24 protein-coding genes are annotated in these 22,717 nt (G+C 73.2%); 14 read left to right on the forward strand and 10 right to left on the reverse strand.

The features are described 5' to 3' along the window. Positions 1–9: 9 nt before the first annotated feature. The 3 genes from ABD352_RS17890 to ABD352_RS17900 are packed head-to-tail and all read left to right on the forward strand — an operon-like array spanning position 10 to position 2,090. Positions 10–1,257, forward strand: coding sequence for an RNA polymerase sigma factor (locus ABD352_RS17890; RefSeq protein ID WP_344613516.1), 1,248 nt, complete (start codon positions 10–12; stop codon positions 1,255–1,257). 46 nt (positions 1,258–1,303) lie between these two features. After that, positions 1,304–1,912 (forward strand): hypothetical protein, encoded by a 609-nt coding sequence (locus tag ABD352_RS17895; protein WP_344613517.1) that lies wholly within the window; start codon positions 1,304–1,306, stop codon positions 1,910–1,912. 28 nt (positions 1,913–1,940) lie between these two features. Beyond that, positions 1,941–2,090 carry a hypothetical protein gene (locus ABD352_RS17900; RefSeq protein WP_344613518.1) on the forward strand — a complete coding sequence of 50 codons (150 nt, stop codon included), beginning with the start codon at positions 1,941–1,943 and terminating at the stop codon, positions 2,088–2,090. On the opposite strand, the gene ABD352_RS17905 is transcribed toward ABD352_RS17900, so the two are convergent. Next, on the reverse strand, positions 2,077–2,940 hold the full coding sequence (locus tag ABD352_RS17905) for an N-acetylglucosamine kinase (RefSeq protein WP_344613519.1): 864 nt from the start codon (positions 2,938–2,940) through the stop codon (positions 2,077–2,079). The genes ABD352_RS17900 and ABD352_RS17905 overlap by 14 nt on opposite strands. Before the next feature lie 112 nt (positions 2,941–3,052). Here ABD352_RS17905 and ABD352_RS17910 point away from each other — a divergent pair, with 112 nt between their 5' ends. From ABD352_RS17910 to ABD352_RS17940, 7 genes are all read left to right on the forward strand, one after another. After that, positions 3,053–3,970 (forward strand): MurR/RpiR family transcriptional regulator, encoded by a 918-nt coding sequence (locus ABD352_RS17910; protein ID WP_344613520.1) that lies wholly within the window; start codon positions 3,053–3,055, stop codon positions 3,968–3,970. 2 nt (positions 3,971–3,972) lie between these two features. Then, on the forward strand, positions 3,973–4,719 hold the full coding sequence (locus ABD352_RS17915; RefSeq protein ID WP_425553561.1) for a sugar isomerase domain-containing protein: 747 nt from the start codon (positions 3,973–3,975) through the stop codon (positions 4,717–4,719). Positions 4,720–4,783: 64 nt separating this feature from the next. Next, the gene (gene ngcE / locus ABD352_RS17920; protein WP_344613522.1) at positions 4,784–6,157 is read left to right on the forward strand and encodes an N-acetylglucosamine/diacetylchitobiose ABC transporter substrate-binding protein; all 1,374 of its coding nucleotides are present in this window, start codon (positions 4,784–4,786) and stop codon (positions 6,155–6,157) included. Further along, positions 6,157–7,065 (forward strand): carbohydrate ABC transporter permease, encoded by a 909-nt coding sequence (locus ABD352_RS17925; RefSeq protein WP_344613523.1) that lies wholly within the window; start codon positions 6,157–6,159, stop codon positions 7,063–7,065. Before ngcE ends, ABD352_RS17925 begins: the two co-directional genes overlap by 1 nt. A 23-nt stretch (positions 7,066–7,088) precedes the next feature. Then, positions 7,089–7,877: a carbohydrate ABC transporter permease gene (locus ABD352_RS17930; RefSeq protein ID WP_344613558.1), complete on the forward strand. Its 789-nt coding sequence runs from the start codon at positions 7,089–7,091 to the stop codon at positions 7,875–7,877. Between the two features lie 43 nt (positions 7,878–7,920). Beyond that, positions 7,921–9,150, forward strand: coding sequence for a glycosyl hydrolase (locus ABD352_RS17935; RefSeq protein ID WP_344613524.1), 1,230 nt, complete (start codon positions 7,921–7,923; stop codon positions 9,148–9,150). A gap of 88 nt (positions 9,151–9,238) precedes the next feature. After that, entirely contained in the window at positions 9,239–10,309 is a 1,071-nt protein-coding gene (locus ABD352_RS17940) for a winged helix DNA-binding domain-containing protein (protein WP_344613525.1), read from the forward strand. Here ABD352_RS17940 and ABD352_RS17945 read toward each other — a convergent pair. Both ABD352_RS17945 and ABD352_RS17950 read right to left on the reverse strand, forming a co-directional pair. Next, positions 10,296–11,081, reverse strand: coding sequence for a DUF72 domain-containing protein (locus ABD352_RS17945; RefSeq protein ID WP_344613559.1), 786 nt, complete (start codon positions 11,079–11,081; stop codon positions 10,296–10,298). The two genes, ABD352_RS17940 and ABD352_RS17945, sit on opposite strands and share 14 nt — an antisense overlap. Before the next feature lie 188 nt (positions 11,082–11,269). Next, the gene (locus ABD352_RS17950) at positions 11,270–11,686 is read right to left on the reverse strand and encodes a tautomerase family protein (RefSeq protein WP_344613526.1); all 417 of its coding nucleotides are present in this window, start codon (positions 11,684–11,686) and stop codon (positions 11,270–11,272) included. Between the two features lie 82 nt (positions 11,687–11,768). On the opposite strand from ABD352_RS17950, the gene ABD352_RS17955 reads away from it, so the two are divergent. After that, positions 11,769–12,323 (forward strand): TetR/AcrR family transcriptional regulator, encoded by a 555-nt coding sequence (locus ABD352_RS17955; RefSeq protein WP_344613527.1) that lies wholly within the window; start codon positions 11,769–11,771, stop codon positions 12,321–12,323. Positions 12,324–12,523: 200 nt separating this feature from the next. Here ABD352_RS17955 and ABD352_RS17960 read toward each other — a convergent pair whose 3' ends face one another. Further along, on the reverse strand, positions 12,524–13,189 hold the full coding sequence (locus ABD352_RS17960) for an LPXTG cell wall anchor domain-containing protein (protein ID WP_344613528.1): 666 nt from the start codon (positions 13,187–13,189) through the stop codon (positions 12,524–12,526). A gap of 237 nt (positions 13,190–13,426) precedes the next feature. On the opposite strand from ABD352_RS17960, the gene ABD352_RS17965 reads away from it, so the two are divergent. Further along, positions 13,427–15,298, forward strand: coding sequence for a helicase-associated domain-containing protein (locus tag ABD352_RS17965; RefSeq protein ID WP_344613529.1), 1,872 nt, complete (start codon positions 13,427–13,429; stop codon positions 15,296–15,298). 183 nt (positions 15,299–15,481) lie between these two features. Here the strand turns inward: ABD352_RS17965 and ABD352_RS17970 are convergent, their stop codons facing one another. After that, positions 15,482–16,294: an alpha/beta hydrolase family protein gene (locus ABD352_RS17970; RefSeq protein ID WP_344613530.1), complete on the reverse strand. Its 813-nt coding sequence runs from the start codon at positions 16,292–16,294 to the stop codon at positions 15,482–15,484. Between the two features lie 88 nt (positions 16,295–16,382). Between ABD352_RS17970 and ABD352_RS17975 the strand changes: the two genes are divergently transcribed. Continuing rightward, entirely contained in the window at positions 16,383–16,778 is a 396-nt protein-coding gene (locus ABD352_RS17975; RefSeq protein WP_344613531.1) for a cupin domain-containing protein, read from the forward strand. A gap of 25 nt (positions 16,779–16,803) precedes the next feature. On the opposite strand, the gene ABD352_RS17980 is transcribed toward ABD352_RS17975, so the two are convergent. Then, positions 16,804–17,445, reverse strand: a complete 642-nt coding sequence (locus tag ABD352_RS17980) for a SnoaL-like polyketide cyclase (RefSeq protein WP_344613532.1) — start codon at positions 17,443–17,445, stop codon at positions 16,804–16,806. Positions 17,446–17,554: 109 nt separating this feature from the next. Next, positions 17,555–18,541, reverse strand: coding sequence for a hypothetical protein (locus tag ABD352_RS17985; protein ID WP_344613533.1), 987 nt, complete (start codon positions 18,539–18,541; stop codon positions 17,555–17,557). 81 nt (positions 18,542–18,622) lie between these two features. Between ABD352_RS17985 and ABD352_RS17990 the strand changes: the two genes are divergently transcribed. Continuing rightward, positions 18,623–19,138, forward strand: coding sequence for a hypothetical protein (locus ABD352_RS17990; protein ID WP_344613534.1), 516 nt, complete (start codon positions 18,623–18,625; stop codon positions 19,136–19,138). A gap of 7 nt (positions 19,139–19,145) precedes the next feature. On the opposite strand, the gene ABD352_RS17995 is transcribed toward ABD352_RS17990, so the two are convergent. From ABD352_RS17995 to ABD352_RS18005, 3 genes are read right to left on the reverse strand one after another with little or no spacing between them, the layout of a single operon-like run. Then, positions 19,146–19,448 (reverse strand): MTH1187 family thiamine-binding protein, encoded by a 303-nt coding sequence (locus tag ABD352_RS17995; RefSeq protein WP_344613535.1) that lies wholly within the window; start codon positions 19,446–19,448, stop codon positions 19,146–19,148. A 51-nt stretch (positions 19,449–19,499) separates the two neighbouring features. Continuing rightward, on the reverse strand, positions 19,500–21,824 hold the full coding sequence (locus ABD352_RS18000) for an ABC transporter permease (RefSeq protein WP_344613536.1): 2,325 nt from the start codon (positions 21,822–21,824) through the stop codon (positions 19,500–19,502). Next, on the reverse strand, positions 21,821–22,507 hold the full coding sequence (locus ABD352_RS18005; RefSeq protein ID WP_344613537.1) for an ABC transporter ATP-binding protein: 687 nt from the start codon (positions 22,505–22,507) through the stop codon (positions 21,821–21,823). The genes ABD352_RS18000 and ABD352_RS18005 overlap by 4 nt, the downstream gene beginning before the upstream one ends. Between the last annotated feature and the right edge of the window lie 210 nt (positions 22,508–22,717).

Below are 22,717 nucleotides of genomic sequence, written 5' to 3' on the forward strand. Positions count from 1 at the left end.
GTTGGGTCGGTGACCACGGTTACCGACGCCGGCAAGGCCATCGAGGCGGTTTGGCGGATCGAGGCGGCGCGGGTCATCGCCGGCGTCGCCCGGCTCGTCGGCGACGTCGGCCTGGCCGAGGAACTGGCGCAGGACGCCCTGGTGGCGGCGCTGGAGCAGTGGCCGGCCGAGGGCGTCCCGCGTAACCCCGGGGCGTGGCTCATGACCACGGCCAAGCGCCGCGCCATCGACACCATCCGGCGCCAGCAGGTGCTGCAGAAGCACCTGCCCGCCCTGGCGATCGACGAGCGCACCGACGAGGCCGGCTTCGAGGCGGTGCTGGAGCAGGACGCGATCGAGGACGACCTGCTGCGGCTGATCTTCACCGCCTGCCACCCGGTGCTCAAGCCCGAGGCCCGGGTGGCGCTCACCCTGCGCCTGCTCGGCGGCCTGTCCACCGACGAGATCGCCCGCGCCTTCCTGGTGCCGTCGGCCACCGTCGGGCAGCGCATCAGCCGGGCCAAGAAGGCCCTTGCCGACGCCAAGGTCCCCTTCGAGCTGCCCGCCGGGCCCGACCGGGCGGCCCGGCTGACCTCGGTGCTCGAGGTCATCTACCTGATCTTCAACGAGGGGTACTCCGCCACCGCCGGCGACGACTGGATGCGCCCGGCCCTGTGCGAGGAGGCGATGCGCCTCGGCCGCGTCCTGTCCGGCCTCACCCCGGGCGAGGCGGAGGTGCACGGCCTGGTCGCGCTGCTGGAGATCCAGGCCTCCCGCTCGGCCGCCCGCACCGGACCGGACGGCGCCGCGATCACCCTGCTGGAGCAGGACCGCCGCCGCTGGGACCGGCTGCTCATCGACCGGGGCCTGGCGGCGCTGGCCCGCGCCGAGGAGCTCGGCGGCGGCACCTACACGCTCCAGGCCGCGATCGCCGCCTGCCACGCCCGGGCCCGCACGGCCGCGGAGACCGACTGGGCGCGAATCGCCGGGCTGTACGCGCGCCTGGCCGAGCTGGCCCCGTCGCCGATCGTGGAGCTCAACCGGGCCGTGGCGGTGTCGATGGCCGACGGGCCGCAGGCCGGCCTGGCCGTGCTCGACGCGCTGCTCGAGGAGCCGTCGCTGCGGGAGTACCACCTGCTGCCCTCCGTGCGCGGGGACTTCCTGTTCCGGCTCGGGCGCACCGGGGAGGCGCGGGCGGAGTTCGAGCGGGCGGCCGCGATGACCCGCAACGAGAAGGAGCGCGAGCTGCTGCTGGGCCGGGCCGCCGCCTGCGGGTGACGAGCCGTTCAGCGGCCGGACACGTGGGCGGGCTAGCGTCGCCGCGATGGACGGCTACTGCGAGCGCCTCGGGCCGGGCCTGTGGGCCGAGCCGCTGAACGCGGTCTCCAACGCGGCGTTCCTGATCGCGGCGGCCTGGCTGCTGGTGCGCGGCGGCCCGCGGACGCTGCCGATCCTGCTGGGCGTGGTGGGGCTGTGCAGCCTGTCGTTCCACACGTTCGCCACCGGCCCGACCGCGGCCCTGGACTCGCTGTCCATCCTCGTCTTCGTGCTCGTCGCCGTGGTCCTGCTGGCCCGCGACGGGCTCGGGGTGCGCCCGGGCCGGGCCTGGCTGGCCGCGCCCGCGTTCGTGGCGTTCGCCGCGCTCGTCGACGTGCTGCTGGCGGTCGCGGGGCGGCAGTACACCCTGGGCGGCTATCTCCCGGCCCTGCTCGGGCTGGCCGGCTTCGCGATCGCGCTGCGGTCGCGGCCGCTGATCGTCGCCGCCGCGGTGTTCACGGTCTCGCTCACCCTGCGCACGCTGGACGAACCGCTGTGCGACCGGATTCCCATCGGCCTGCACTGGGGCTGGCACTGCCTCAACGCGGTGGTGCTCGCGCTGGTCGCCCTCGATGTCTCGCGACGGTACCGGCGTGTTTCGCTGGGCGGCACCTGACGGTCAGTTCCGGACAAGAGGCCGGAACATGACTCGCATCTCCACCCTGGGCAAGCCGTTCGTCATCGGCGCCACCCAGTTCGCCGAGCAGTTCGGCCAGGGCTTCTACGGCTGGATCGGCGACGTGCGCATCACCGCGGCCGCGCTCGCGACCCGGGACTTCCTCACCTCCTTCTGAGCGCCAGCCGGGCGGCCCCGAGCGCGGGGTCGCCCGCCGTGCCGAGGGCCGTGCCGCGCGCCTGCAGGCCGGCCGCGACGGCCCGGCGGATCGGGGTGTCGGCGGTCAGCAGGCCGCCGGCCAGCACCACCGGGGCGTCCGGGGCCTCCAGCTCGTCGAGGGTGGCGACCAGGCGCGCGGCGCCGTCGGACACGATGGCGGCCGCGTCCGGGTCACCGCCGCCGGCCAGCTCGCAGACCAGCGGGGCCAGGGTGCCGAAGGGCGGCAGGGCCTGGGCCCAGTGCACCAGGTCGTCGGGGGTGGCGGCGCCCGCGTGGGCGGCCACCTCGCGGGCCAGCGGCGTGTGCCAGGCCCGCGCGGCCCGGCGGACCGCCTGCAGGCCCAGCCACAGGCCCGAGCCCTCGTCGCCGAGCAGCCAGCCCAGCCCGTCGGCCACCCGCGTGACCTCCAGGTCGTCGACCAGCGCGGCCACCGCGCCCGTGCCGCTGATGAGCACCGCGCCCGCGGTCCAGTCCCCGCCCGCCGCGAAGGCGGTCACCGCGTCCCCGACGATCGGGATCTCGCAGGTCAGGCCCAGCGCGGCCCACTCCTCGTCGAACGCGGACCGGATCGCCGGGTCGGCCACCGCGCTCGCGCCGGCCACGCCGACGACGCCCGCGGTCACCGACGCCGGGTCGATGGTGCCGAGCGCCGACCGCAGCGCCGACCCGATGGCGCGTGCGGCCGGCGCTCCAGTGGCCGAGGGGTTGCCAGGGCCGGCCGAGCCGCGGCCCAGCACGGTGCCGTCCAGGTCCGTGACCACGGCCTTCGACGCGGTACCGCCGGCATCAACACCTACCACCACAGCCATGGCGTCGATGGAAACATAGAAAGTTCTTATTGACTAGAAGTTGAAGTGGTCGTAATTTTCATCGCCAAGGCGGGACGATGAAAAGGATGACTACGGTGTTAGGTGGCTCGGCGTGACGGGTGAGAGTGGTGGGCTGCTCGGGCGGCTGCGCATAGAGGCGCCGACGATGCCGGACGCCCTGGCGAAGATCGCCGAGACGATCCTGGGCGACCCGGAGACGGCCGCGCACGCCAGCATCGTCGACCTCGCCGAGCGCTCCGGCACGTCGACGGCGACCGTCACCCGGTTCAGCCGCACGCTCGGCTTCAAGGGGTACGCGAACCTGCGGGTGGCGATCGCGACCGAGACCGGCCGGGCCGAGCAGGCCCGCTGGGAGACCGACATCAGCGGTGACATCGCGCCGGGAGACCCCCTGGGCGACGTCCTCGGGGTGATCACCGCGGCCGACACCCGGGCGATCCAGGCGACCGCGGCCGGGCTCGACGTCGCCGCGGTCGAGCGGGTCGCCGAGGCGATCGCCGGGGCCGGGCGGGTGGAGATCTTCGGGCTGGGCTCCAGTGGCACCGCCGGCCGGGAGATGGCGTTCCGGCTGGAGCGCATCCGCGTCCCGGTCTGGTACCGCTCGGACAGCCACACCGCGCTCACCAACGCCGCGCTGCTGGGCCCCGGGGACGTCGCCATCGGCCTGTCGCACTCCGGCCGCACGCGGGAGGTCCTGGAGACCCTCGCCGAGGCGGCCGACCACGGGGCGACGACCGTCGCGGTGACGTCGTTCGGGCGCTCGCCGCTGGCCGAGGTGGCCGACGTCGTGTTCACCACGTCGGTGCACGAGACCACCTTCCGGGTCGCGGCCCTCTCCGCGCTGCACTCGCAGCTGCTGGTCCTGGACCTCATCTACGTCGCGGTGGCGCAGCGCACCTACGAGCGCACCGCCGAGGCCCTCGAGCTCACCGTGCGCGCGGTGGACGCGCACCGGGTGCCCGACACGACCAACATCCGCAAGCGACCACGGAGGGAAAAGCCGCTGTGACCATCAGAAGTGCCGACTACGTCGAGGTGATCCGCGCCGCCATCGACCGGGTCGGGACCACCCAGGGCGACAAGGTGGCGCACGCCGCCGACCTGATGACCGCGACGGTCCAGGCGGGCGGGGTGATCCAGGCGTTCGGCTGCGGGCACTCCGAGGCGCTCGCCATGGAGATCGCCGGCCGGGCCGGCGGCCTGGTCCCGACCAGCCGCATCGCCCTTCGCGACATCGTGCTCTACGGCGGCGAGCCGCTCAGCGCCCTGGCCGACCCGCAGCTGGAGCGCACCGCGAGCGTCGCGCACCGCCTCTATGACCTGGCCCCCGTCAAGCCGGACGACACGTTCGTCATCGCCTCCAACTCCGGCGTCAACGGCGCCGTGGTGGAGATGGCGCAGCTGGTGAAGCAGCGGGGGCACGCGCTCATCGCGATCACGTCGCTGGAGCACTCCTCCCGCGTCGACTCGCGCCACCCCAGCGGCATGAAGCTCGGCGACTTCGCCGACGTGGTGCTCGACAACGGGGCCCCTTACGGCGACGCGTCGCTGCCGTTGCCCGGCGGCGGCGCCGTCGGGGCAGTCTCCTCGATCACCGCGGCCCTGCTGGCCCAGCAGATCGTCACCGAGGTGGTGGCGCGCCTGCTGGCGCTCGGCGTCACGCCGCCGGTCTACCTGTCCGACAACGTGCCTGGCGGGCGGGAGCACAACGCAGCACTCGAGGCGCGGTACGCCGGGCGCATCCGGCGTACCGCATAAAGAGAGAAGGCCCGATATGAACCCCTCACCTTCCACTTCAACGTACCCCAACCGTAGAACGATCTTGAAGACCGCGCTCGGGGCGGCGGCCGCGGTGCCGCTGCTCAGCGCCTGCGTGACGAGCGGCAAGGACGACGGCAAGCCGGCCGCGAACGCCGGGGCGAAGAGCGCCGACAACCCGCTCGGGGTCAAGGACGACGCCCCGCTCGAGGTCGTGATCTTCAAGGGCGGTTACGGCGACGACTACGCCAAGCACGCCGAGGACCTCTACAAGGGCAAGTACGCGAAGGCGACGATCGACCACAAGGGCATCCAGAAGGTCGGCGAGGCGCTGCAGCCCCGGTTCGTGGCCAACACCCCGCCGGACGTGGTCGACAACACCGGCGCCGGCCGGCTGGACATCTCCGCCCTGGTCGGGACCAAGCAGCTGACCGACCTCTCGGAGCTGCTCGACGCGCCCTCGTTCGACGACCCGAACACCAAGTTCCGCGACACGCTGCTGCCGGGCGTGGTCGACGACGGCACCTTCGACAAGGCGCCCCTGGTGCTGAACTTCACCTACACCGCCTGGGGCCTGTGGTACTCCAAGCCGCTCTTCGCCAGCAAGGGCTGGGCCTACCCGAAGACCTGGGACGAGATGCTCGCGCTGTGCGAGACCATCAAGGCCTCGGGCATCGCGCCCTGGACCTACCAGGGGAAGTACCCGGAGTACATCAACGACCCGATGCTGTCGATGGCCGCCAAGATCGGCGGGGTCGACCTGATCAAGGCCGTCGACAACCTGGAGCCCAACGCCTGGAAGGCCGACGGGCTCAAGTCCGCCGCCGAGGCGTTCGCGGAGCTGGCCGCCAAGGGCTACATCATGAGCGGCTCCGAGGCGCTGTCGCACACCGAGGCGCAGGCCGCCTGGTGCCAGGGCAAGGCCGCGTTCATCCCGTCCGGCTCGTGGCTGGAGGCGGAGCAGAAGGACGTCGCCCCCAAGGGCTTCGACATGGTCATGGGGGCCGTGCCCTCGCGCACCTCCGGTGACAAGATGGCCCAGACCGCGGTCCAGGCCGCCAGCTCCGAGTCGTTCCTGGTGCCGTCGAAGGCCAAGAACGCCGCGGGCGGGCTGGAGTACCTGCGCATCCTGTTCTCCAAGCAGTCGGCGAAGGCCTTCGCGCAGAGCGCGGGCACGCTGCCGGCGGTGGCCGGGGCGACGGACGGCCTGACCCTGTCCAGCGGCCTGGGCTCGACCCGCGACGCGGTCACCGCGGCCGGCAAGGAGACCTTCACGTACCGCTTCCGCACCTGGTACGCGCCGCTGGCCAAGGCCGTCGACGACGCGACCGGGGAGCTGGTCAACAAGCGCGCCACGCCCGCCGAGTGGGCCGACCGCGTGCAGAAGGCGGCGGACGCGCTCGCCAAGGACTCCAGCGTCAAGAAGTACACCCGCTGATGAAGCACGGTCGGCTCCGGTTCCTGTTGGGTGCGCTCGTGCCGGCCCTGGTGCTGCACGTCGTGTTCGTGCTGTCGCCGTACGCGCAGGCGTTCTACCTCTCGCTCACCGACTGGACCGGCGTGGCCGGCGAGGCGCACTACGTCGGGGCGGGCAACTACGCCCGCCTCGGCGGCGACTCCCTCTTCCTCGACGCGGTGCGCAACAACGCCGTCATGCTCGTGGTGGTACCGATCGTCACCATCGCGCTGGGCCTGTTCCTGGCGAGCATGCTGCACCTGGGCGGGCGCGACGGCCGCTCCGGCATCGCGGGCTCGAAGGTGTACCAGATCGTCTACTTCTTCCCGCAGCTGCTGTCGCTGGTCATCATCGCGGTGCTGTGGTCGTTCATCTACAACCCGAACACCGGTCTGCTCAACGGGGTGCTGCGCGGGGTCGGGCTGGGCTCGCTCGCGCGCAGCTGGCTGGGCGATCCGGACCTCGCGCTGCCGGCCGTGATGGCCGTGCTCGTGTGGTCCTCGGCCGGGTTCTACATGGTGCTGTTCAGTGCGGCGATCGACGCGATCCCCAAGGAGCTCTTCGAGGCCGCGCTGCTGGACGGGGCGAGCGGGTGGGCCACCTTCCGGCGGGTGACGCTGCCGCTGGTGCGCGACACCGTGCAGGTCGGGTTCGTCTACCTCGGCATCACCGCCCTGGACGGCTTCGCGGTCGTGCAGGTCATGACGGCGGGGCCGGGCGGTCCGGACGGGGCCACCGAGGTGATCGGGCTGTCGCTGTACCGCAACGCCTTCACCTACGGCAAGTTCGGCTACGCCTCGGCGATGGGGGTCGCGCTGTTCTTCGCGACGCTGACGCTGGCCGTGCTCGCCCTGCGGGCGGGCCGCAAGGAGAGGGTCGAACTCGCGTGAAGCGCGTCCTGCCGCACGTGGCGATGCTCTGCTGGGGCGTGGTCACCGCGCTGCCCCTGCTGTGGGCGGTGCTGAGCTCCTTCAAGACCGACCAGCAGATCCTCACCGACCCGTGGTCGCTGCCCACCACCCCGCACGTGGAGAACTGGTCGCGGGCCTGGACCCAGGCCGACATCGGCCGGTACTTCCTCAACAGCCTCATCGTGGTCGGGGGCGGGCTGATCCTGACCATGCTGCTGGGCGCGCTGGTGGCGTATGCGCTGGCGCGGTACGACTTCCGCGGCAACCGGATCATCTACTACACGTTCGTCGCGGCCATGTTCTTCCCCGTGTTCCTGGCGCTGGTGCCGCTGTTCTTCGTGGTGCAGCAGCTGGGCCTGCTCGGCACGTACCCGGGCCTGATCCTGGTCTACGCCGCCTACGCGGTGCCGTTCACGGTGTTCTTCCTGCACTCGTTCTTCCGCACGCTGCCCGGCGAGGTGGCCGAGGCCGCGTTCATGGACGGGTGCTCGCACGCGGGCGTGTTCTTCCGCGTGATGCTGCCGATGGCCCGCCCAGGCCTGGTCGCCGTCGGCATCTTCAATTTCCTCGGGCTCTGGAACCAGTACCTGCTCCCGCTGGTTCTCAACCCCGACCCGGACCGGTACGTCCTGGCGCAGGGCCTGGCCTCCCTGTCGGTCAGCCAGGGGTATCGCAGCGACTGGAGCGGACTGTTCGCCGGCCTGACGATCGCCATGCTGCCGGTGCTCATCGCCTATGTCGCGTTCCAACGGCACATCCGAGCCGGTATGACCGCCGGCGCGGTCAAGTAAGAGGTCCATGCGCTCCTGATCCCCCTCAAGGAGGACCCTGCTCATGTCCATCGGTAAACGTCGATCTATCGGCATCGCGTCCGCCGTCGCGTTGGCCGGCGCGGTCGGGGCGGTCGCCATCACCGCGGCCACCGTCGGCACCGCCAGTGCCGCCGCCAACAACTGCGGGTACCTGTTCGACGACTTCAACTACAGCTCGTCCGCCGACGCGTCGCTGACCTCGCACGGGTGGGTGCCGCGCACCTACTCCGGCGGCCCGGGCGTGCCCGGCGCCACCTGGTCGGCCAACAGCATCTCCTTCCCGACCAACGGCGGTCAGAAGGTCATGCAGCTCACCGCGTCCACCGACGGCACCAGCGGGGGAACGAACCAGGCCGAGCTCTACACGAGCCAGAAGCGGTACCTCGAGGGCACCTACGCCAGCCGGATCCGCTTCACCGACGCGCCGCAGAGCGGCAACGACGGCGACCACATCAACGAGACGTTCTTCACCATCAGCCCGCTCAACGGGGACCTCGATCCGACGTACAGCGAGCTGGACTTCTCGGAGTACCTGCCCAACGGCGGGTGGGGTGAGACGGGCCCGATCAACTACCAGACCACCTGGTACACCTACCGCAACGACCCGTGGTACGCCGACAACGTGCACTCCGAGGAGCGCCAGAGCTTCGACGGCTGGCACGACCTGGTCATCACCGTCTCCGGCGGGCACGTCATCTACTACATCGACGGCCAGCAGGTCGGCGACCACTCCGGCAAGTTCTACCCGCGCCAGACGATGACCATCAACTGGAACCTGTGGTTCATCGACACCGCGGCCCACTCCGGCGGCCTGAGCACGTACATCGAGCAGGTCGACTGGGTGCTGTACGCGAAGAACCAGGTCCTGACCCCGAGCCAGGCGACGGCACAGGCGGCCGCCTACCGCAGCGCGGGCAACGCGTTCACCGACACGGTGGACTCGTCCGGCCCGTGCGTGACGCCGACCGGCTCCGCGACCCCGACCACCTCGGCGTCGCCGTCCAAGTCCCCGACCGCGTCGCCGACGCCGTCGACGTCCACCCCGCCGGCCACCAACTGCGCCCAGGCCCCCGAGTGGTCCATCAGCGCGGTCTACACGACCGGCCAGACGGTCAAGCACGAGAAGAGCGCCAACGGCGACCCCAACGGCCCGGCGTCGGGCCAGGGCAAGCACCTGTGGCGCGCGAAGTGGTGGACCCAGGGCTCCGAGCCCGGCTGGACCGCCAACTGGGAAGACCTCGGCCACTGCTGAGTCGCTTTCGCAAACCGGGCCGGCGTCCTTTCGGGGCGCCGGCCCTTTGCGGACCGTTTCTGACCGCAACTCGCCGTACCGTCGCGGCGTGAACATCTCCGCGAGGACCCTGAACCGGACGTACCTGCGCCGGCAACTGCTGCTCGACGACGTCGCCCTGACCGTTCCGGAGGCGGTGGGGCACCTGGTGGCGGTGCAGGCGCAGGAGGTGGACGCGCCGTACGTGGGGCTGTGGACGCGGCTGCCCGGGTTCACGCACGAGCGGCTCACGGCCGCGCTCGAGGACCGCTCGGTGGTGCGGGGCGGACTGCTGCGCGGCACCCAGCACCTGACCACCGGCGCCGACTACCGGTGGCTGCGGCCGCTGCTGCGGGCCGGCATGGGCGCCGCCGGGCTGTCGGCGTTCCGCAAGCAGATCGCGGGGCTGGAGCTGGACGACATCGCCGCCGCGGCCGCCGCCGCGCTGGCCGGGCGCACGATGACGCGGCCGCAGCTGGCCAAGGCGCTCGGCGAGCGGTTCCCCGGGCGGGAGTCGATCGCGCTGGCGTGGGCCGCGCAGCACCAGCTCTCGCTCATCCATCCGCCGCCGTCCGGGATCTGGCGGCGGCGCGGGCACGTCCACGTCGCGCTGGCCACGGACTGGCTCGGCGGGCCGCTGTCCTCGTCGCCCTCGCCGGAAGAGCTGGTGCGGCGGTACCTCGCGTCGTGCGGGCCGGCCACCGCCGCCGATCTGCAGGCGTGGTCGGGGCTTCGCCGCCAGCGGCCGGTGCTCGACTCGATGCGGCTGCGGGTGTACCGCGACGCGACCGGCCGTGAGCTCTACGACCTGCCGGAGCTCGAGCTGGCCGACCCGGACCTCCCCGCGCCGGTGCGCTTCCTGCCGGACTTCGACAACGCCGTGCTCAGCCACGCGGACCGCGGCCGGATCATCCTGTCCGACGCCGACCGCGCGGTGGTCTGCCCCGGCTACTCGATCGTGCGGCCCACGTTCCTCGTCGACGGCTTCGTGGCCGGCACCTGGTCGATCCGGCCCGGGGCCCTGGAGGTCGTGGCGTTTCGCGACCTGCCCGACGCCGCGGCGGTGCACGCCGAGGCCCTGCGGCTGCTCGCGTTCCTGCAGCTGCCGGACGGGACCGAGGTGCGGGTCAGAACAGCGTGAGGGGCTCCGGGTCCGGCAGCGGGGGCAGGTCCGGGACCTCGCGCCGCACGGCGGCGTGGAACTCGCGGGCCAGCCTCGGGGCGTCCGCGTTGTCCGGGGTGTGCACGAAGACGGTGGGGGAGCGGCCCTCGAGCAGCCAGGCCTTGGTGACGGCGATCCAGCGCTGCCAGCCCTGGACCGTCTCGGCTGGGTCGTCGCGGCCGATGTACCGCACGATCGGGAACTCGGTGAGGGCCTCGGTGCGCAGCGGGTTGCGCGGCTTCTTGGCCCAGGCGTCGCGCTCGGCCTCGCTGGTCGGCGGGCTGCTGAACAGGGTCGTGGTGTCGAACGGGATCCACTCGGCGCCGTGGCGGGCCAGCACGCCGCTGAGCTCGTCCGGGCGCTCGAAGAACCGGGGATGGCGGACCTCTACGGCGTAGCGGTGCCGCGCCGGGAGGCCGCGCAGGAAGTCGTCGAGGGCGGGGACGTCCGGCGGCCCGAACGAGGCCGGGAGCTGGATCCACAGGGCGTGCACCCGCGGGCCCAGCGGCTCGATCGTGCGCAGGAAGGCGAGCGTCTCGCCGCCGTCGCGCAGGCGCTGCTCGTGCGTGACGGCCCGGGGCAGCTTGAGCACCATGCGGAAGTCCGGGCCGGTCTGCCTCGCCCAGGACGCCACCGTGTCGTGGGACGGGGTGGCGTAGAACGTGGTGTTGCCCTCGACGGCGTCGCAGTGCTCGGCGTACGCGCGCAGCCGATCGCCGGAGCGCCACGGCCAGGCCGGGTGGGTCCACATGGCGCAGCCGACGTGCAGCGGTGGGATCGTGGTCATCGTCGGACACGGTACCGAGGCCGTGCGGCGGTCGGGTGCGCGCTGCCCGGTTCGCGCCAGTCAGGGTTCGCGGGTCGCGTCGGGCAGGGTTCGCGGGTAGCGCCGGCCAGGGCTCGCGGGTAGCGCCGGCCAGGGCTCGCGGGTCGCGTCGGTCAGGCGAGCAGGGACGCGAACTCCGCGCGGCCGAAAGCGGTGCCGGCGATGCCCCAGCCGCCCTCGGCGGCCTCGGTCAGCAGGACCCAGGTGCGGGCGGACTGCGTCGGGTCGCCGCTGACCTCCGTGACGATCCGGGTCGCCTCGGCGACGAGCTCCCGCTGGCCCTCGCGGGTCAGCACTCCGGGTGGGGTCAGGACCTGGACGCGCACCGTGCGGGCGGCGTCCGTCGCGGCCGTGTGGACGGCGCCGGCGGGGAGGCGGTGGATGTACGCGCCGGTGTTGCCGGTGTGGGCCGGGCCCGGCTCGGCCACGCCCTCGGCCCGCAGCAGGGCCGCGGTCAGGCGGGCGGCCAGTTCGCGGTCGGAGCCGGCGGGGAAGAGGTCGGCGGGCGCGTAGACGTCGATCATGGGCATGGCGGCAGGCTCCGTTCGCGGGAACTATGCTGGTCGTCATAGAACGTAGATTATGCTGACCGTCATAGTCAAGGAGCCGCAGATGGCGGGCGAAGTGCGGGGCAAGATGGTGGAGGGCGCGGCGCTGCTGCTGGCCAAGCAGGGGCTGCAGGCGACGTCGTTCTCGGAGGTGCTCAAGGCGACCGGGGCGCCCCGCGGGTCGATCTACCATCACTTCCCGGAGGGCAAGGACCAGCTGGTCGACGCGGCGCTCGAGCTCGTGGCCGGGCGCATGCTCGCCGGGCTCGGGGAGCTGGACGGGCGCGGGGCGGTGGAGATCACGCGGTACGTCATCGGGGCCTGGCGATTCGTGCTCGACCGCTCGCGGCTGCGCGCCGGATGTGCCGTGCTCGCGGTGACCGTGGCGGCCGACTCCGAGCCGCTGCTCGACCGGGCGGCGGCGATCTTCCGGGCCTGGCGGGCGCGCCTCACCGAGCTCTACGCCGCGGCGGGGGTGGAGCCGGCGGCCGCGGCGCGGTTCGCGACCTCGGTCATCGCGGCGACCGAGGGCGCCGTCGTGCTGTGCCGGGCCGAGCGCAGCCTGGAGCCGCTCGAGCTGGTCGGCGAGGAGCTGCTGGAGCGGGCCGCGGGGCTGTGAACGAGCACGGCGTCTGTCCACATGGGACAGACGCCGTGTTCGTCGTGGTTCGGTCACTCAGCGGTTCGGTCACTCAGCGGTTCGGTGACCCGGCGGTTCGGTGACCTGGCGGTGAAGGCCGCTCGGCGGTTCGGTCACCTGGCGGTTCGGTGACCTGGCGGTGAAGGCCGCTCGGCGGTTCGGTCACCTGGCGGTTAGGGTCACTCGGCGGTGAAGGTCACCCGGCGACGGCGGCGCAGGGTCACGACCAGCACGGCACCGGCGGCGACGAGGGCGGCGCCCGTGCCCACCGTCGGCCACGTGGTGTCGGAGCCGGTCACCGGCAGGCCCGGGGTCGGCGAGGAGGCCTCCGGCGTCGGCGTGCGGGTCGCCGGCGGCGTGGTCGCGGGCGGCGTGGTCGGCGGCGGGGTGGTCGGCGGCGGGGTCTCCGGCTTGCACTTGCCGTCCAGGTGGACCTTGCTGCTGACGAAGGTGTGCGGCTTGCCGTCCTCCGGCCACGTCTTGTGCGGGCCGTCCTGCCACAGGCCGTCGACGCTCAGCTGGAGGTCGGTCGCCTTGTCGGTGGTGTACTCGGTGGTGAAGGTCTGCTTGGAGGGCTCGTTGTCGCGGCTGCCCTTGCCGCCCAGCACGATGTCGTCGTGCTTGCCGCCGTCGGGAATGATGTGGATGTTCGACAGCGTGACCTTGGTGCCGTAGTCGTTCTCGACCGTCCAGGTGATGACGTACTTGCCGTTGCGACAATCCGCGACACCCGCCGGGTTCGCACTGTGGGCGCTGGCGGCGTCAGCGAAGAGGGTCGATAGGCCGACGGCGGCCACGGTGGCGAACGTGCCGACCGCGACCCTCCTGAGCAGCGTGTTTTTCACGTCGTCTCCTACGGGGGTGGAACTAAGCGACGACACAACATAGAGCCGATCGCCAGGTGTGCAACAGCCATCCGGCCATCGAGATATCGCGAGACATCCGGATATGACCGAATCATCCGAAAAAATAATGAAGATCGATGCTTTCGCCTGTCACCGACTGCAGCGACACCGTTACGTAGCAACGCTTGCGACGGCGGACACAGCCGATGGAGACCCCGGAGCGGTAGATTCGCGCCGGTGGAGTCGCCCCAGATTTTGCAGGCCGCGTCGCTGCTGACGCTGCCGCAGCTACAGGTCGCCGAGGTCCTGTCGCTGCGCGCCGCGGGCACGCGCCTGCGGGACCTGGCGCGGGCGATCGGGGTCGGCGTGGAGGACCGCCGGCTCACCGCGGCGCTGCGCGCGCTGCACGAGGCCGGGCTGGCCCAGCCCGACGAGGACGACCCGGAGTGGATCCGCACGGTCGCGCTGCATCAGGTGCTGGCCAACAGCTACGGCTTCGGCCGGGCCGCCGAGCACGAGCTGCAGTACCTGCCGGTGGAGCACCTGCAGCGCATCGCCTACGGGCTCGGCGCGCCGGTCGGGCGGGAGCACCGGCGGCTGCTCGGGGCGATCGGCGCGGCGCTGGCCGACCCCGACCGGGTGCGCGACCTCTTCCGGTCGGCGCCGCGGGCGGCCCGGGACATCATGCTGGACATGGCGGTGGGCGAGCCGTTCTACGCCGACCCGCACGCGATGATGGCGCTGCGCACCGGGAACAAGTCCTCGCCGCTGCGCTGGGCCGTCGACCACGGGCTGCTCGTCTTCAACGCCTACTACGGCGCCGCGATCTCCATGCCGAGCGAGGTCGGCGTGGCGCTGCGGCCGGACTTCCGGGCCGAGTTCGACCCGTCGCCGCCCGCACCGCCGTCGGTGACGATCAGCGCCGAGACGGTGGACCGGGAGGGCTCGGCCGCGGCCCGGGCCGCGCTGTCGTCGGTCACCGCACTGCTGGAGGAGTGCGGGCGGACCCCGGTGCCGATCCTCAAGGCGGGCGGCATCGGGCTGCGGGAGGTACGCAAGCTGGCTCGGCTCGTCGGCTCGGACGAGGAGGGCGTGCGCTTCTGGCTCACCGTCGCGGGGATGAACGGGCTGATCGGCATCGCCGGCGACAGGGTGGCCCCGTCGGCGGAGTTCGACAACTGGCTCAAGCTGGAGCCGGCCGAGCAGTTCGGCTGGCTCGTCGACGGGTGGTTCCAGATGCCGGCCGCCCCGCTGCTGCTCGACGGCCGCGCGGCCCTCGTCGGCAGCGAGCAGGACGCCGGCAGCGCGCTGCTGCGGGTGACCCTCGCCGGGGTGCTGTCCTCGCTGCGCACCGGCCGGGGCGCGGCCGGCCTCGACGGGCTCGCGGCCATGGTGGCGTACCTGCGCCCGCTCGTGGCCGGCGACGCCGGCGAGGTCATGCCGATGATGGCGGCGCTCTGGCGGGAGTACGAGCTCATGGGCGTGGGCGCGCACCACGCCCCGACGACGCTGTGCCACGCCCTGGCCGCGGCCGATCGCGAGCGATTAGCCGAGGCCCTGCGCGGCTTCCTTCCCCCTGCCGAGGAGACGGTACTGCTCCAGAGCGACCTGACCGCCGTCGCCACCGGAGCCCCCTCGGGCGCCCTGAGCGCCCTGCTGGACCTGGCCGCCGACCGCGAGTCGCGCGGCGGCGGCTACACCTGGCGGTTCACCGAGTCCTCGGTGCGCCGCGCCTTCGACGCCGGCTCGACCGCCGAGGAGCTGCTGGCCCGGGTCCGCGCGGCGGCGGCCGGCGGGCGGGTGCCGCAGGCGCTGGAGTACATGATCGGCGACCTCGGCCGCAAGCACGGCGTCGTGCGGGTCCGCACGGTCGGCTGCGTCCTGCGCAGCGACGACACCGCGCTGCTGGGCGAGATCCGGTCGGTGCGCAGCCTGGCCCGGCTGGAGCTGACCGAGCTCGCCCCGACGGTGCTGTCCAGCGCGCTGTCGCCGGCCGAGACCTTGGCGGCGCTGCGGCACGCCGGGTACGCCCCGGCGGCGGAGAACCCGGACGGCACGCTGGCCGTGGAGCGGCCTACCCGGCACCGCGCGGACCTGCCCGCGCAGTGAGGAGCCGGGTGCCGGCGCGCCTCGGGCGCCTCACGCCAAGCCTCGGCCCAGGGACGAGATCACCTCGCGTGCCGGCGCGCCTCACGCCAAGCCTCGGCCCAGGGACGAGATCACCTCGCGTGCCGGCGCGCCTCACGCCAAGCCTCGGTCCAGGGACGAGGTCACCTCGCGTGCCGGCGCGCCTCACGCCAAGCTTCGGTCCAGGAATGAGATGACCTCGCGGGTCAGCGCGACCCGCCGGCCCGAGAACGCGTGGTCCGCCGGCAGCGCCAGGTGCGAGAACCGGGGCAGGGCGCCGTACGCCGCGACGACCGGCTCGTGGTGCAGCGCCGGCGGGGCCACGGTGTCATCCGCGGCCGCCACCAGCAGCACCGGCCGCGGGCCGAGCGCGTCGGCCAGCCCGTCCAGCCGCCAGGACGCGCCCGCCGCCAGCATCTCCGCGAACAGGGCGTCGGCCGAGGTGCCGCGCAACGGCAGCAGGTCGGAGCCGAACATGGCGTGGGCTTGGCGCAGTACCGCATCCGGGGCCTGAGAAACGGCGCCGAAGTCGTAGGCGGCGAGGGCGGCCACCGCGCGCACGGAGGGGTCCGCGGCGGCGGTGTGCAGGGCGGTGAACCCGCCCAGGCTGTGGCCCACGAGCGCGAGCCGGTCCGGGTCGAGGTCGTGCGCGGGCGCGAGATCACGGGCGGCCGCGACCGCGCGGGCGGCGTCGGCCAGGACGCCGGTCCACGAGTAGGTGCCGCCGACGCCCCACGACCCGCGGTAGTGGAACACCAGCGCGGCGTAGCCGGCCCGGCGCAGCGCCTGGGCCAGGTCGAAGTTGCGCTCGTTGCCGGGGAAGCCGTGCAGCAGCACGGCGATCGGGTGCGGCCCCGGGCCGGCCGGCACGTGCAGGACGCCGAGCAGCGTCTCCCCGGCGCTGTCGAAGCGCACCTCGGGCGTGCTGGCGGCCGGGCGCAGCGAGAGGTCGGGGTCGAGCAGCCAGCGATCGGTCACCCGCGCGAGGCTACCTGCGAAGTGGGCACCGGGCGAGGATCAGCTTCGTACAAGGCGGACGGCCGCCCGGGCGCGCAGAATCGGCATCATGACTGCGAAGCCCGTGAACCTGACCGAAGCGCTCGCGTCCTTCACCGACGTGTACAGCCCCCGCATCGTGGCGCGCATGAACGACTACGACGTGCGGGTGGCCCACACCCGCGGCGAGCACGTCTGGCACACCCACGCCGACACCGACGAGTTCTTCCTGGTGCTCGACGGGCGCTTCGACATCGCCCTGCGCGACGCCGACGGCCACGAGCACACGGTGGTGCTGTACCGCGGCGACACCTTCGTCGTGCCCCGCGGCACCGAGCACAAGCCGTCCTCGCCCGGCGGCTCCATCCTCATGTTCGAGCCGTCCGGCACCCTGAGCACCGGGGACGTGCCCGACGGCGCCATCCCCGCCCACGTCGACCGCACGGCCGGACACGAGCTGGAATGACGCCGTTCGTCGTTTCGCAAATGCGTTAGTGCGCGACCGGGCAGCCGCCGGTCAGCTTGCCCAGGAAAGCGTTCGGGTCGTAGTAGTGCTCGACCTCGAGCAGCTTCAGGTCGTCGCTCACCTTGGCCACGCTGATGCCGAACATCTCCACGGTTTCGCCGTTCGGCGCGAAACCGTGGTATTCGCCGGTGAAAGCGCCCCAGTGGCGCCACTTGAAGGTGACGACCGGGGGCGGGCTGAGCACCTCCAGGACCTCCCAGTAGAAACCGCCGGGGAAGGCCTTGTGGAAGATGTGGTGGGACGACTCGAACGATTCCTCGCCCGCCTTGTAGAAGGCGCTGTCGCCGATCAGGATGTTGTAGCTGCCGATGTCGGCGATGTCCTGGGCGGTGGCCCACGGGCCGCCGTTGACGTTGGTGCGGAAGTGCTCCGTCACCATGGAGACCCAGGTCGCGGGGTCCTTCTTGTGCGAGACCTCCATCTCGAAGACCTGCACGATGCTCTCGACGATCGCCTCGAGCGAATCCGGCGCGAACTGGTGCGTGCGCTGTCCGGGCATGACGGTGTGGGACAGGTGGTAATCGGGGGTGCCGTCGCGCCAGTCCTGCGGGTCCGCGGCATCCACAACGGCCGAACGGCCCTGCAGCCACAGGGGGGTTTCGGTCACGATACTGACGTCCCTTCGGCAATTCGGGGAAGTGATCGCCTGCGATCTTGCGGGACCGAATGGTTCGCGTCAACCCTCTTGAGTAAGCCTTGTCCGAAGTCGAGTAACATCAACTTACGACAATGTTAACAACGCGTTGCGCGTATCTGCGCAGGCTGGTCTGGGCGATTCCGGACTCGGCCGCGAGCGATCCCCAGGTCCGACCCTGCGCCCGCTCGGCGCGCACATAGTCGCCGACCGAGGCGAACCCGAGCCGCCGCGCGACCGCGCGGTCGCGATCCTCCGACCGGTGCCGCTTGTCGGCGTGTGGCACCGGCTCGATGCCCCGGTGCCGCAGTGCCGCCGCCACCGTCCAGCGCGACACCCCGGCCTCCAGCGCGATCGCGGCCACGCTGCGGTGCTGCTCCACGTGGGTGACGCGCAGGTACTCCCCGGCGTCGCCGAACCCGAGCGCCTGCGCGGCCCGCAGCAGCCGTGCCTCCCCGGGCGGGTGGCGCCGGTCGACGGGGGCGTGGCGGTGCACCCAGTCCTTGTGCAGCCCGGCCTCCCGGCTGATCGCCGCCATGCTGAGGCCGGCCCGCAGGCGCGCGTCGAGGTACTCGTCGAACGTCGCGAACCCGAACTGGGCCGCGACCTGCGCCCCGACCCGGGCCCGTTGCCGCTCCCCGCGCCGCCGGTTGCCCTCGGCCCGCGCGGCGGGGTCGACGACGGCCAGCGCGGCGAGTGTCTTGGCCCGCCGCTCGAGCGGGTGCGGCCGTCCGCGGGCGGCGCGGGCCGCGGCCTCGGCCAGCGTCCCGCGGGCCGTGCGCTCCCGGGCCGCCAGCCGGGCCCGCAGGATGGCCGGCTCGGCCTGCCGCGCGCCCAGCGCATCGGCCCGGCGCCGGCTGGTCGCGGCCCCGCTGAGCGGGTTGCTCAGCTCGAGGCCGAAGGCTTCGATGTAGGCGGCCTTGCTCCAGCCGTGGTACCGCAGATGGCTCGCCACCGACAGGAACCACCGCCCGCACAGGTGGCAGCAGACCCGGTCCCCGTCGGCGAGCAGCGCCCCGACGGGGGCGTAGTGCGGCGTGCCGTCCGGCAGCAGCCCAACGGGTGTCACCGGTGCCCCCTCCGTCGGTAGTCACAGTGAGACTACCGACCGCGAGCCGTCCCCGGAAGCCCCCGGCATAGGCTGCCGATCGTGCCGGTGCCGTCGCTGTCGCTCGCCGAGTGGATCGTGCTGTCCCTCGTCGACGAGGCCCCCGCGCACGGCTTCGCGATCGCCGCGCTCACCGCCGAGGACGGCGACGTGGGCCGGGCCTGGCACGTGCCGAGGCCGATCGTGTACCGCGCGGCCGACCGCCTCACCGCCGCCGGCCTGCTCGTCGTCACCGAGACCACGGCCGGCCACCGCGGCCCGCAGCGCTCGATCCTGACCGCCACCGAGGCCGGCGCCGCGGCGGTCGCCGTCTGGCTCGCCCGCCCGGTCGGCCACGTGCGCGACCTGCGCTCGGAGTTCCTGGTCAAGCTGGCCCTGCTGAGCCGGCGCGGCCGCGCGCTGGACGCCCTGGTCGCCGCCCAGCGCGAGGTCCTCGCCCCCCTGGAGCCGGCCCTGGCCCGCCGCCGCGCGGAGGCGACGGGCTTCGCCGCGATCCTGGCCGCCTGGCGCCACGAGAACGCCCGCGCCGCCCTGAGCTTCCTGGACGGCCTCGCCTGAGGACCCGCTAGTCGGCCAGGTGGTGCTCCACCACGCTCACCTTGGAGTCGAGCCGCCCGACAGGCCCGTCCCGCCAGTCCACCTTGATCACCGTGCTGGTCCGCGGCGCCTGGGCCTGCACCACCTCGACCGCGGCCTGCACCACCGCCATGACCTCCTCCCAGGTCTCCCCTTCGACGGAGGTGAACATGGCATCGGTCCGGTTGGTCAGCCCGGACGCCCGGACCACCCGCACCGCCTCGGCCACGAGGGCCCCGACATCCTCCCCGGTGCCGAGCGGCGTGACGCTGAACGCGACGAGTACAGACATCCCTCGACGCTAACCGCCCCACCCGGCCGACTGCCCCATTCCACCCGGGCGCTATTCGTTGTGGAGGACCTCGGCGATGGGGAGGCGGGCGGCGGCTCGGGACGGGAGCAGGGCGCCCAGGACGGCGATGGCCACGCCGGACAGGGCGGTCGCCAGCAGGGTCGACGGGTGCCACACGTGGAAGAGGGAGGCGGGCAGGTCGATCTTCGCGGCGCGGCCGGCCATCGGCACGATCAGGCGGTGGGCGGCGATGCCGATCGGGATGCCGATCAGCCCGCCGAGCGCGCCCAGGGCGGCCATTGAGGTGAGCGTCATGCCGACGACCTGGCGCGGGGTCATCCCGATCGACTTCAGCATGCCCAGGTCGCGGCGGCGCTCGCGGACGTTGAGCAGGGCCGTGTTGAAGACGCTCAGGGCGGCCACGACGCCGATCATCACCGAGAACGCCACCGAGATGGTGACCACCGAGACGGTGAAGGAGTTGCCCAGGCCCTGCACGGCGTGCCAGGCGTGCAGGCCCGGGTCGGCCGCGCGCACCTCGGCCAGGTAGGCGTCGACCGGCGTGCCCGGCGCGATCCGGACGAAGTACATCACCTCGTGGTTCACCAGGTGGTAGTCCGGGGCCAGGGCGGTGAACGCGGACCAGTCGGCGAACAGGTCGCCGTGGGCGATCCCGGCCTCCATCGCCTTGCCCACGATCGTCACGGGCGCGCGGCGGCCGTCGTACGTCAGCTCCAGCCGGTCGCCGACCCGCGCCCCGAGGTCGTGCAGGGTGGCGGAGGAGGCGACCACCTCGCCCGGGCCGCTCATCCAGCGGCCCTCGGTGAGCAGCTCCCGGTAGCCGATGGTGGTCGCGTCGCCGCGCAGGAAGTCGACCTGGAGCGGGTCGGGGTGGCCGTCGGCGGCGATCTGCAGGGTGAGGTCGGCGGTGACGAAGACGGTGTCCGGCAGGCCGCGCAGCAGCGACTCCACCTGCGGATCGGTGCGCTGCGACGCGCGGTCGCCCCGCGACGGGTTGTTCGGCCGGACCTGCACCTGCACCGCGTCCGCGCGGTCGGTGGCCTCGCCGTAGCGGATCACCGACGTGGCCAGGCCACTGGCGAAGGTCACCGTGACCACGCCGAGCAGCAGGGCGGCCATGGTCAGGCCGGTGCGGCCCGGGCGGGCGAAGGGCAGACCCAGGCCGAGGCTGACCGTGCGGGGCAGCCGGGTGCCGGCCAGCGCCCGCTGGACCCGCAGGCCGCGGCCCGGCTTCGGGGCGGAGCCGGCGCTGATCGCCGCGGCGGCGGAGAGCCGGTGCGCCCGCAGCGCCGGCACCAGGGCGGTGAGCACGACCAGCGCCGGCACGCCGAGGACGCCGGTGAGCGGCACCCAGGCGCCGGTGCGCACGTCGCCGCCGAAGCCGAGGCCCAGGAACGCGTTCTGCAGCAGCGGTTTCGCGGCGATGGTGCCCAGCACGGTGCCGAGCAGGGCGCCGGCCGTCGCCGGCAGGGTCACCATCGCGAGGTACACCAGGACCACCTGGCGCGGCGTGAACCCCAGCGCCTTGAGCACGCCGATGTGGCGGAAGCCGGAGATGACCGCGCCGCTGACCACGTTGGCCACGATCAGCACGGCGACGATCAGCCCGAGCACCCCGAAGACGACGAGGAACGGCAGGATGGTGCCCGGGCCGGCGGCGACGGCGGCCTTCAGCGTGAGGTACGACCGCGTGGCGACGAGCCCGTCGCGTGGCAGGCCGGCGATGGCCGCGTCCACCTGCCCCGGCGTGGCGGCGGCGCGGAAGCGGTAGAGCACCTGCGCGCCGGTCGGGCCGAGGCGCCGCACGGTGGCGGGGGAGGCCCAGAGGTCGGCGGTGCGGCCGACGCTGTACGCCAGCCCCACGATCGTCAGCGCCGGCTTCCCGGGCGCCGTCACCGTCCTGCCGAGGATCTCGTCGGCGAAGAAGTGCTCCTGGCCGCGCGGGGGCGGCTCGTTGGCCAGCACGACCTCGTCCGGACCGCTCGCCCAGCGGCCCGCCCACACCCGGACCTGGTCCACCGGTCCGCCGGGGTCGGCCCGCCCGACCACGGTCAGCGGCCCGGTCGCCCACAGCGGCCCGCCGTCGGCCGGCACGTCGAGGACCAGCTGCTCGAAGGGGCCGGCGACCGCCTCCGCGCCGCTCGCGACGGGCGGGCCGGCCGTCGAGTACGTCGCGACGACGTGCGGCCCGCGCTGCTGCGCGAAGGCCCGGTCGAACGGGGCGCTGGACGCGTCGAGCAGCCCCAGCGCGACCACCACGGTCGCCGTCGAGAACAGCGCCACCACGGCGATGACGAACGTCTGCAGCTTGCGCCGCCGCACGGCCGCGCGGGCCGCCCTCCACACGGCGTTCATGCGGCCCGCTCCAGGGCCCGCTCGCCCGCGACGCGGCCGTCGGCCAGGTCGACGACCCGGGTGGCGCAGCGCTCGGCCATCGCCTTGTCGTGCGTGACCAGCAGCAGCGTCTGCCCGATCTGGTTGAGGTCGAGCAGCAGGTCCATCACCTGCTCGCCGGCGCGGCTGTCCAGCGCGCCGGTCGGCTCGTCGGCCAGCAGCAGCGCCGGGCGGTTCATCAGCGCCCGGGCGACCGCGACCCGCTGCCGCTCCCCGCCGCTGAGCGTGGCCGGGTAGGCGTTGCGCCGCTCGGCGATGCCGAGCTCGTCCAGCAGCTCCAGCGCCCGCTGCCGGGCCGGCCGGGCCCGCACCCCCATGAGCTGGGCGGCCAGCGCCACGTTGTCCAGCGCCGGCAGGTCGTCGAGCAGGTTGAAGAACTGGAAGATCATGCCGATCCGGCGCCGGCGGAACAGGGCCAGGCCGGTCTCGCTCAGCGCGCCGAGGTCCTCGTCGTGCACCTCGACCCGCCCCGCCGTCGGCCGGTCCAGGCCGGCGATGAGGTTGAGCAGCGTCGACTTGCCGCAGCCGGACGGGCCCATGACCGCGACCGCCTCGCCCGCCTCGACCCGCAGGGTCACCCCGTCGAGGGCGGTCGTGCCGGCGTATTCCTTGCGCACGTCGTCCAGGCGCACCACCGTTGTCATGACCCAAACGCTATTGCTCCGGTACCGCGGGTGCTTCCACCAGCGGATGCAGGTCTCCGGCCGCCGTCATCCCGCAGATGTACGGCGGTGGACCCGGGGACCGATGCCGCGCGGCCGGCCGTCTGGCATCGTGGGCGGGGTGACCGTCCTCGTCGCCGGGCTGGCGGCGGCGTGCGCGCTGGCCGCGGCGGCCGCCGTCGCGCTCGGCTG

This window comes from Dactylosporangium salmoneum, from assembly GCF_039532525.1.
GTDB classification, from domain to species: Bacteria; Actinomycetota; Actinomycetes; order Mycobacteriales; family Micromonosporaceae; genus Dactylosporangium; species Dactylosporangium salmoneum.

Excerpts from the sequence above, each read along its gene's own strand:
- ABD352_RS17895 (WP_344613517.1), top strand. The coding sequence starts at position 1,304 with ATGGACGGCTACTGCGAGCGCCTCGGGCCGGGCCTGTGGGCCGAGCCG.
- ABD352_RS17995 (WP_344613535.1), bottom strand. The coding sequence starts at position 19,448 with ATGTCTGTACTCGTCGCGTTCAGCGTCACGCCGCTCGGCACCGGGGAG.
- ABD352_RS18005 (WP_344613537.1), bottom strand. The coding sequence starts at position 22,507 with ATGACAACGGTGGTGCGCCTGGACGACGTGCGCAAGGAATACGCCGGC.
- ABD352_RS17950 (WP_344613526.1), bottom strand. The coding sequence starts at position 11,686 with ATGCCCATGATCGACGTCTACGCGCCCGCCGACCTCTTCCCCGCCGGC.
- ABD352_RS17975 (WP_344613531.1), top strand. The coding sequence starts at position 16,383 with ATGACTGCGAAGCCCGTGAACCTGACCGAAGCGCTCGCGTCCTTCACC.
- ABD352_RS17935 (WP_344613524.1), top strand. The coding sequence starts at position 7,921 with ATGTCCATCGGTAAACGTCGATCTATCGGCATCGCGTCCGCCGTCGCG.
- ABD352_RS18000 (WP_344613536.1), bottom strand. The coding sequence starts at position 21,824 with ATGAACGCCGTGTGGAGGGCGGCCCGCGCGGCCGTGCGGCGGCGCAAG.
- ABD352_RS17955 (WP_344613527.1), top strand. The coding sequence starts at position 11,769 with ATGGCGGGCGAAGTGCGGGGCAAGATGGTGGAGGGCGCGGCGCTGCTG.
- ABD352_RS17925 (WP_344613523.1), top strand. The coding sequence starts at position 6,157 with ATGAAGCACGGTCGGCTCCGGTTCCTGTTGGGTGCGCTCGTGCCGGCC.
- ABD352_RS17905 (WP_344613519.1), bottom strand. The coding sequence starts at position 2,940 with ATGGCTGTGGTGGTAGGTGTTGATGCCGGCGGTACCGCGTCGAAGGCC.
- ABD352_RS17900 (WP_344613518.1), top strand. The coding sequence starts at position 1,941 with ATGACTCGCATCTCCACCCTGGGCAAGCCGTTCGTCATCGGCGCCACC.
- ABD352_RS17930 (WP_344613558.1), top strand. The coding sequence starts at position 7,089 with ATGCTCTGCTGGGGCGTGGTCACCGCGCTGCCCCTGCTGTGGGCGGTG.
- ABD352_RS17945 (WP_344613559.1), bottom strand. The coding sequence starts at position 11,081 with ATGTGGACCCACCCGGCCTGGCCGTGGCGCTCCGGCGATCGGCTGCGC.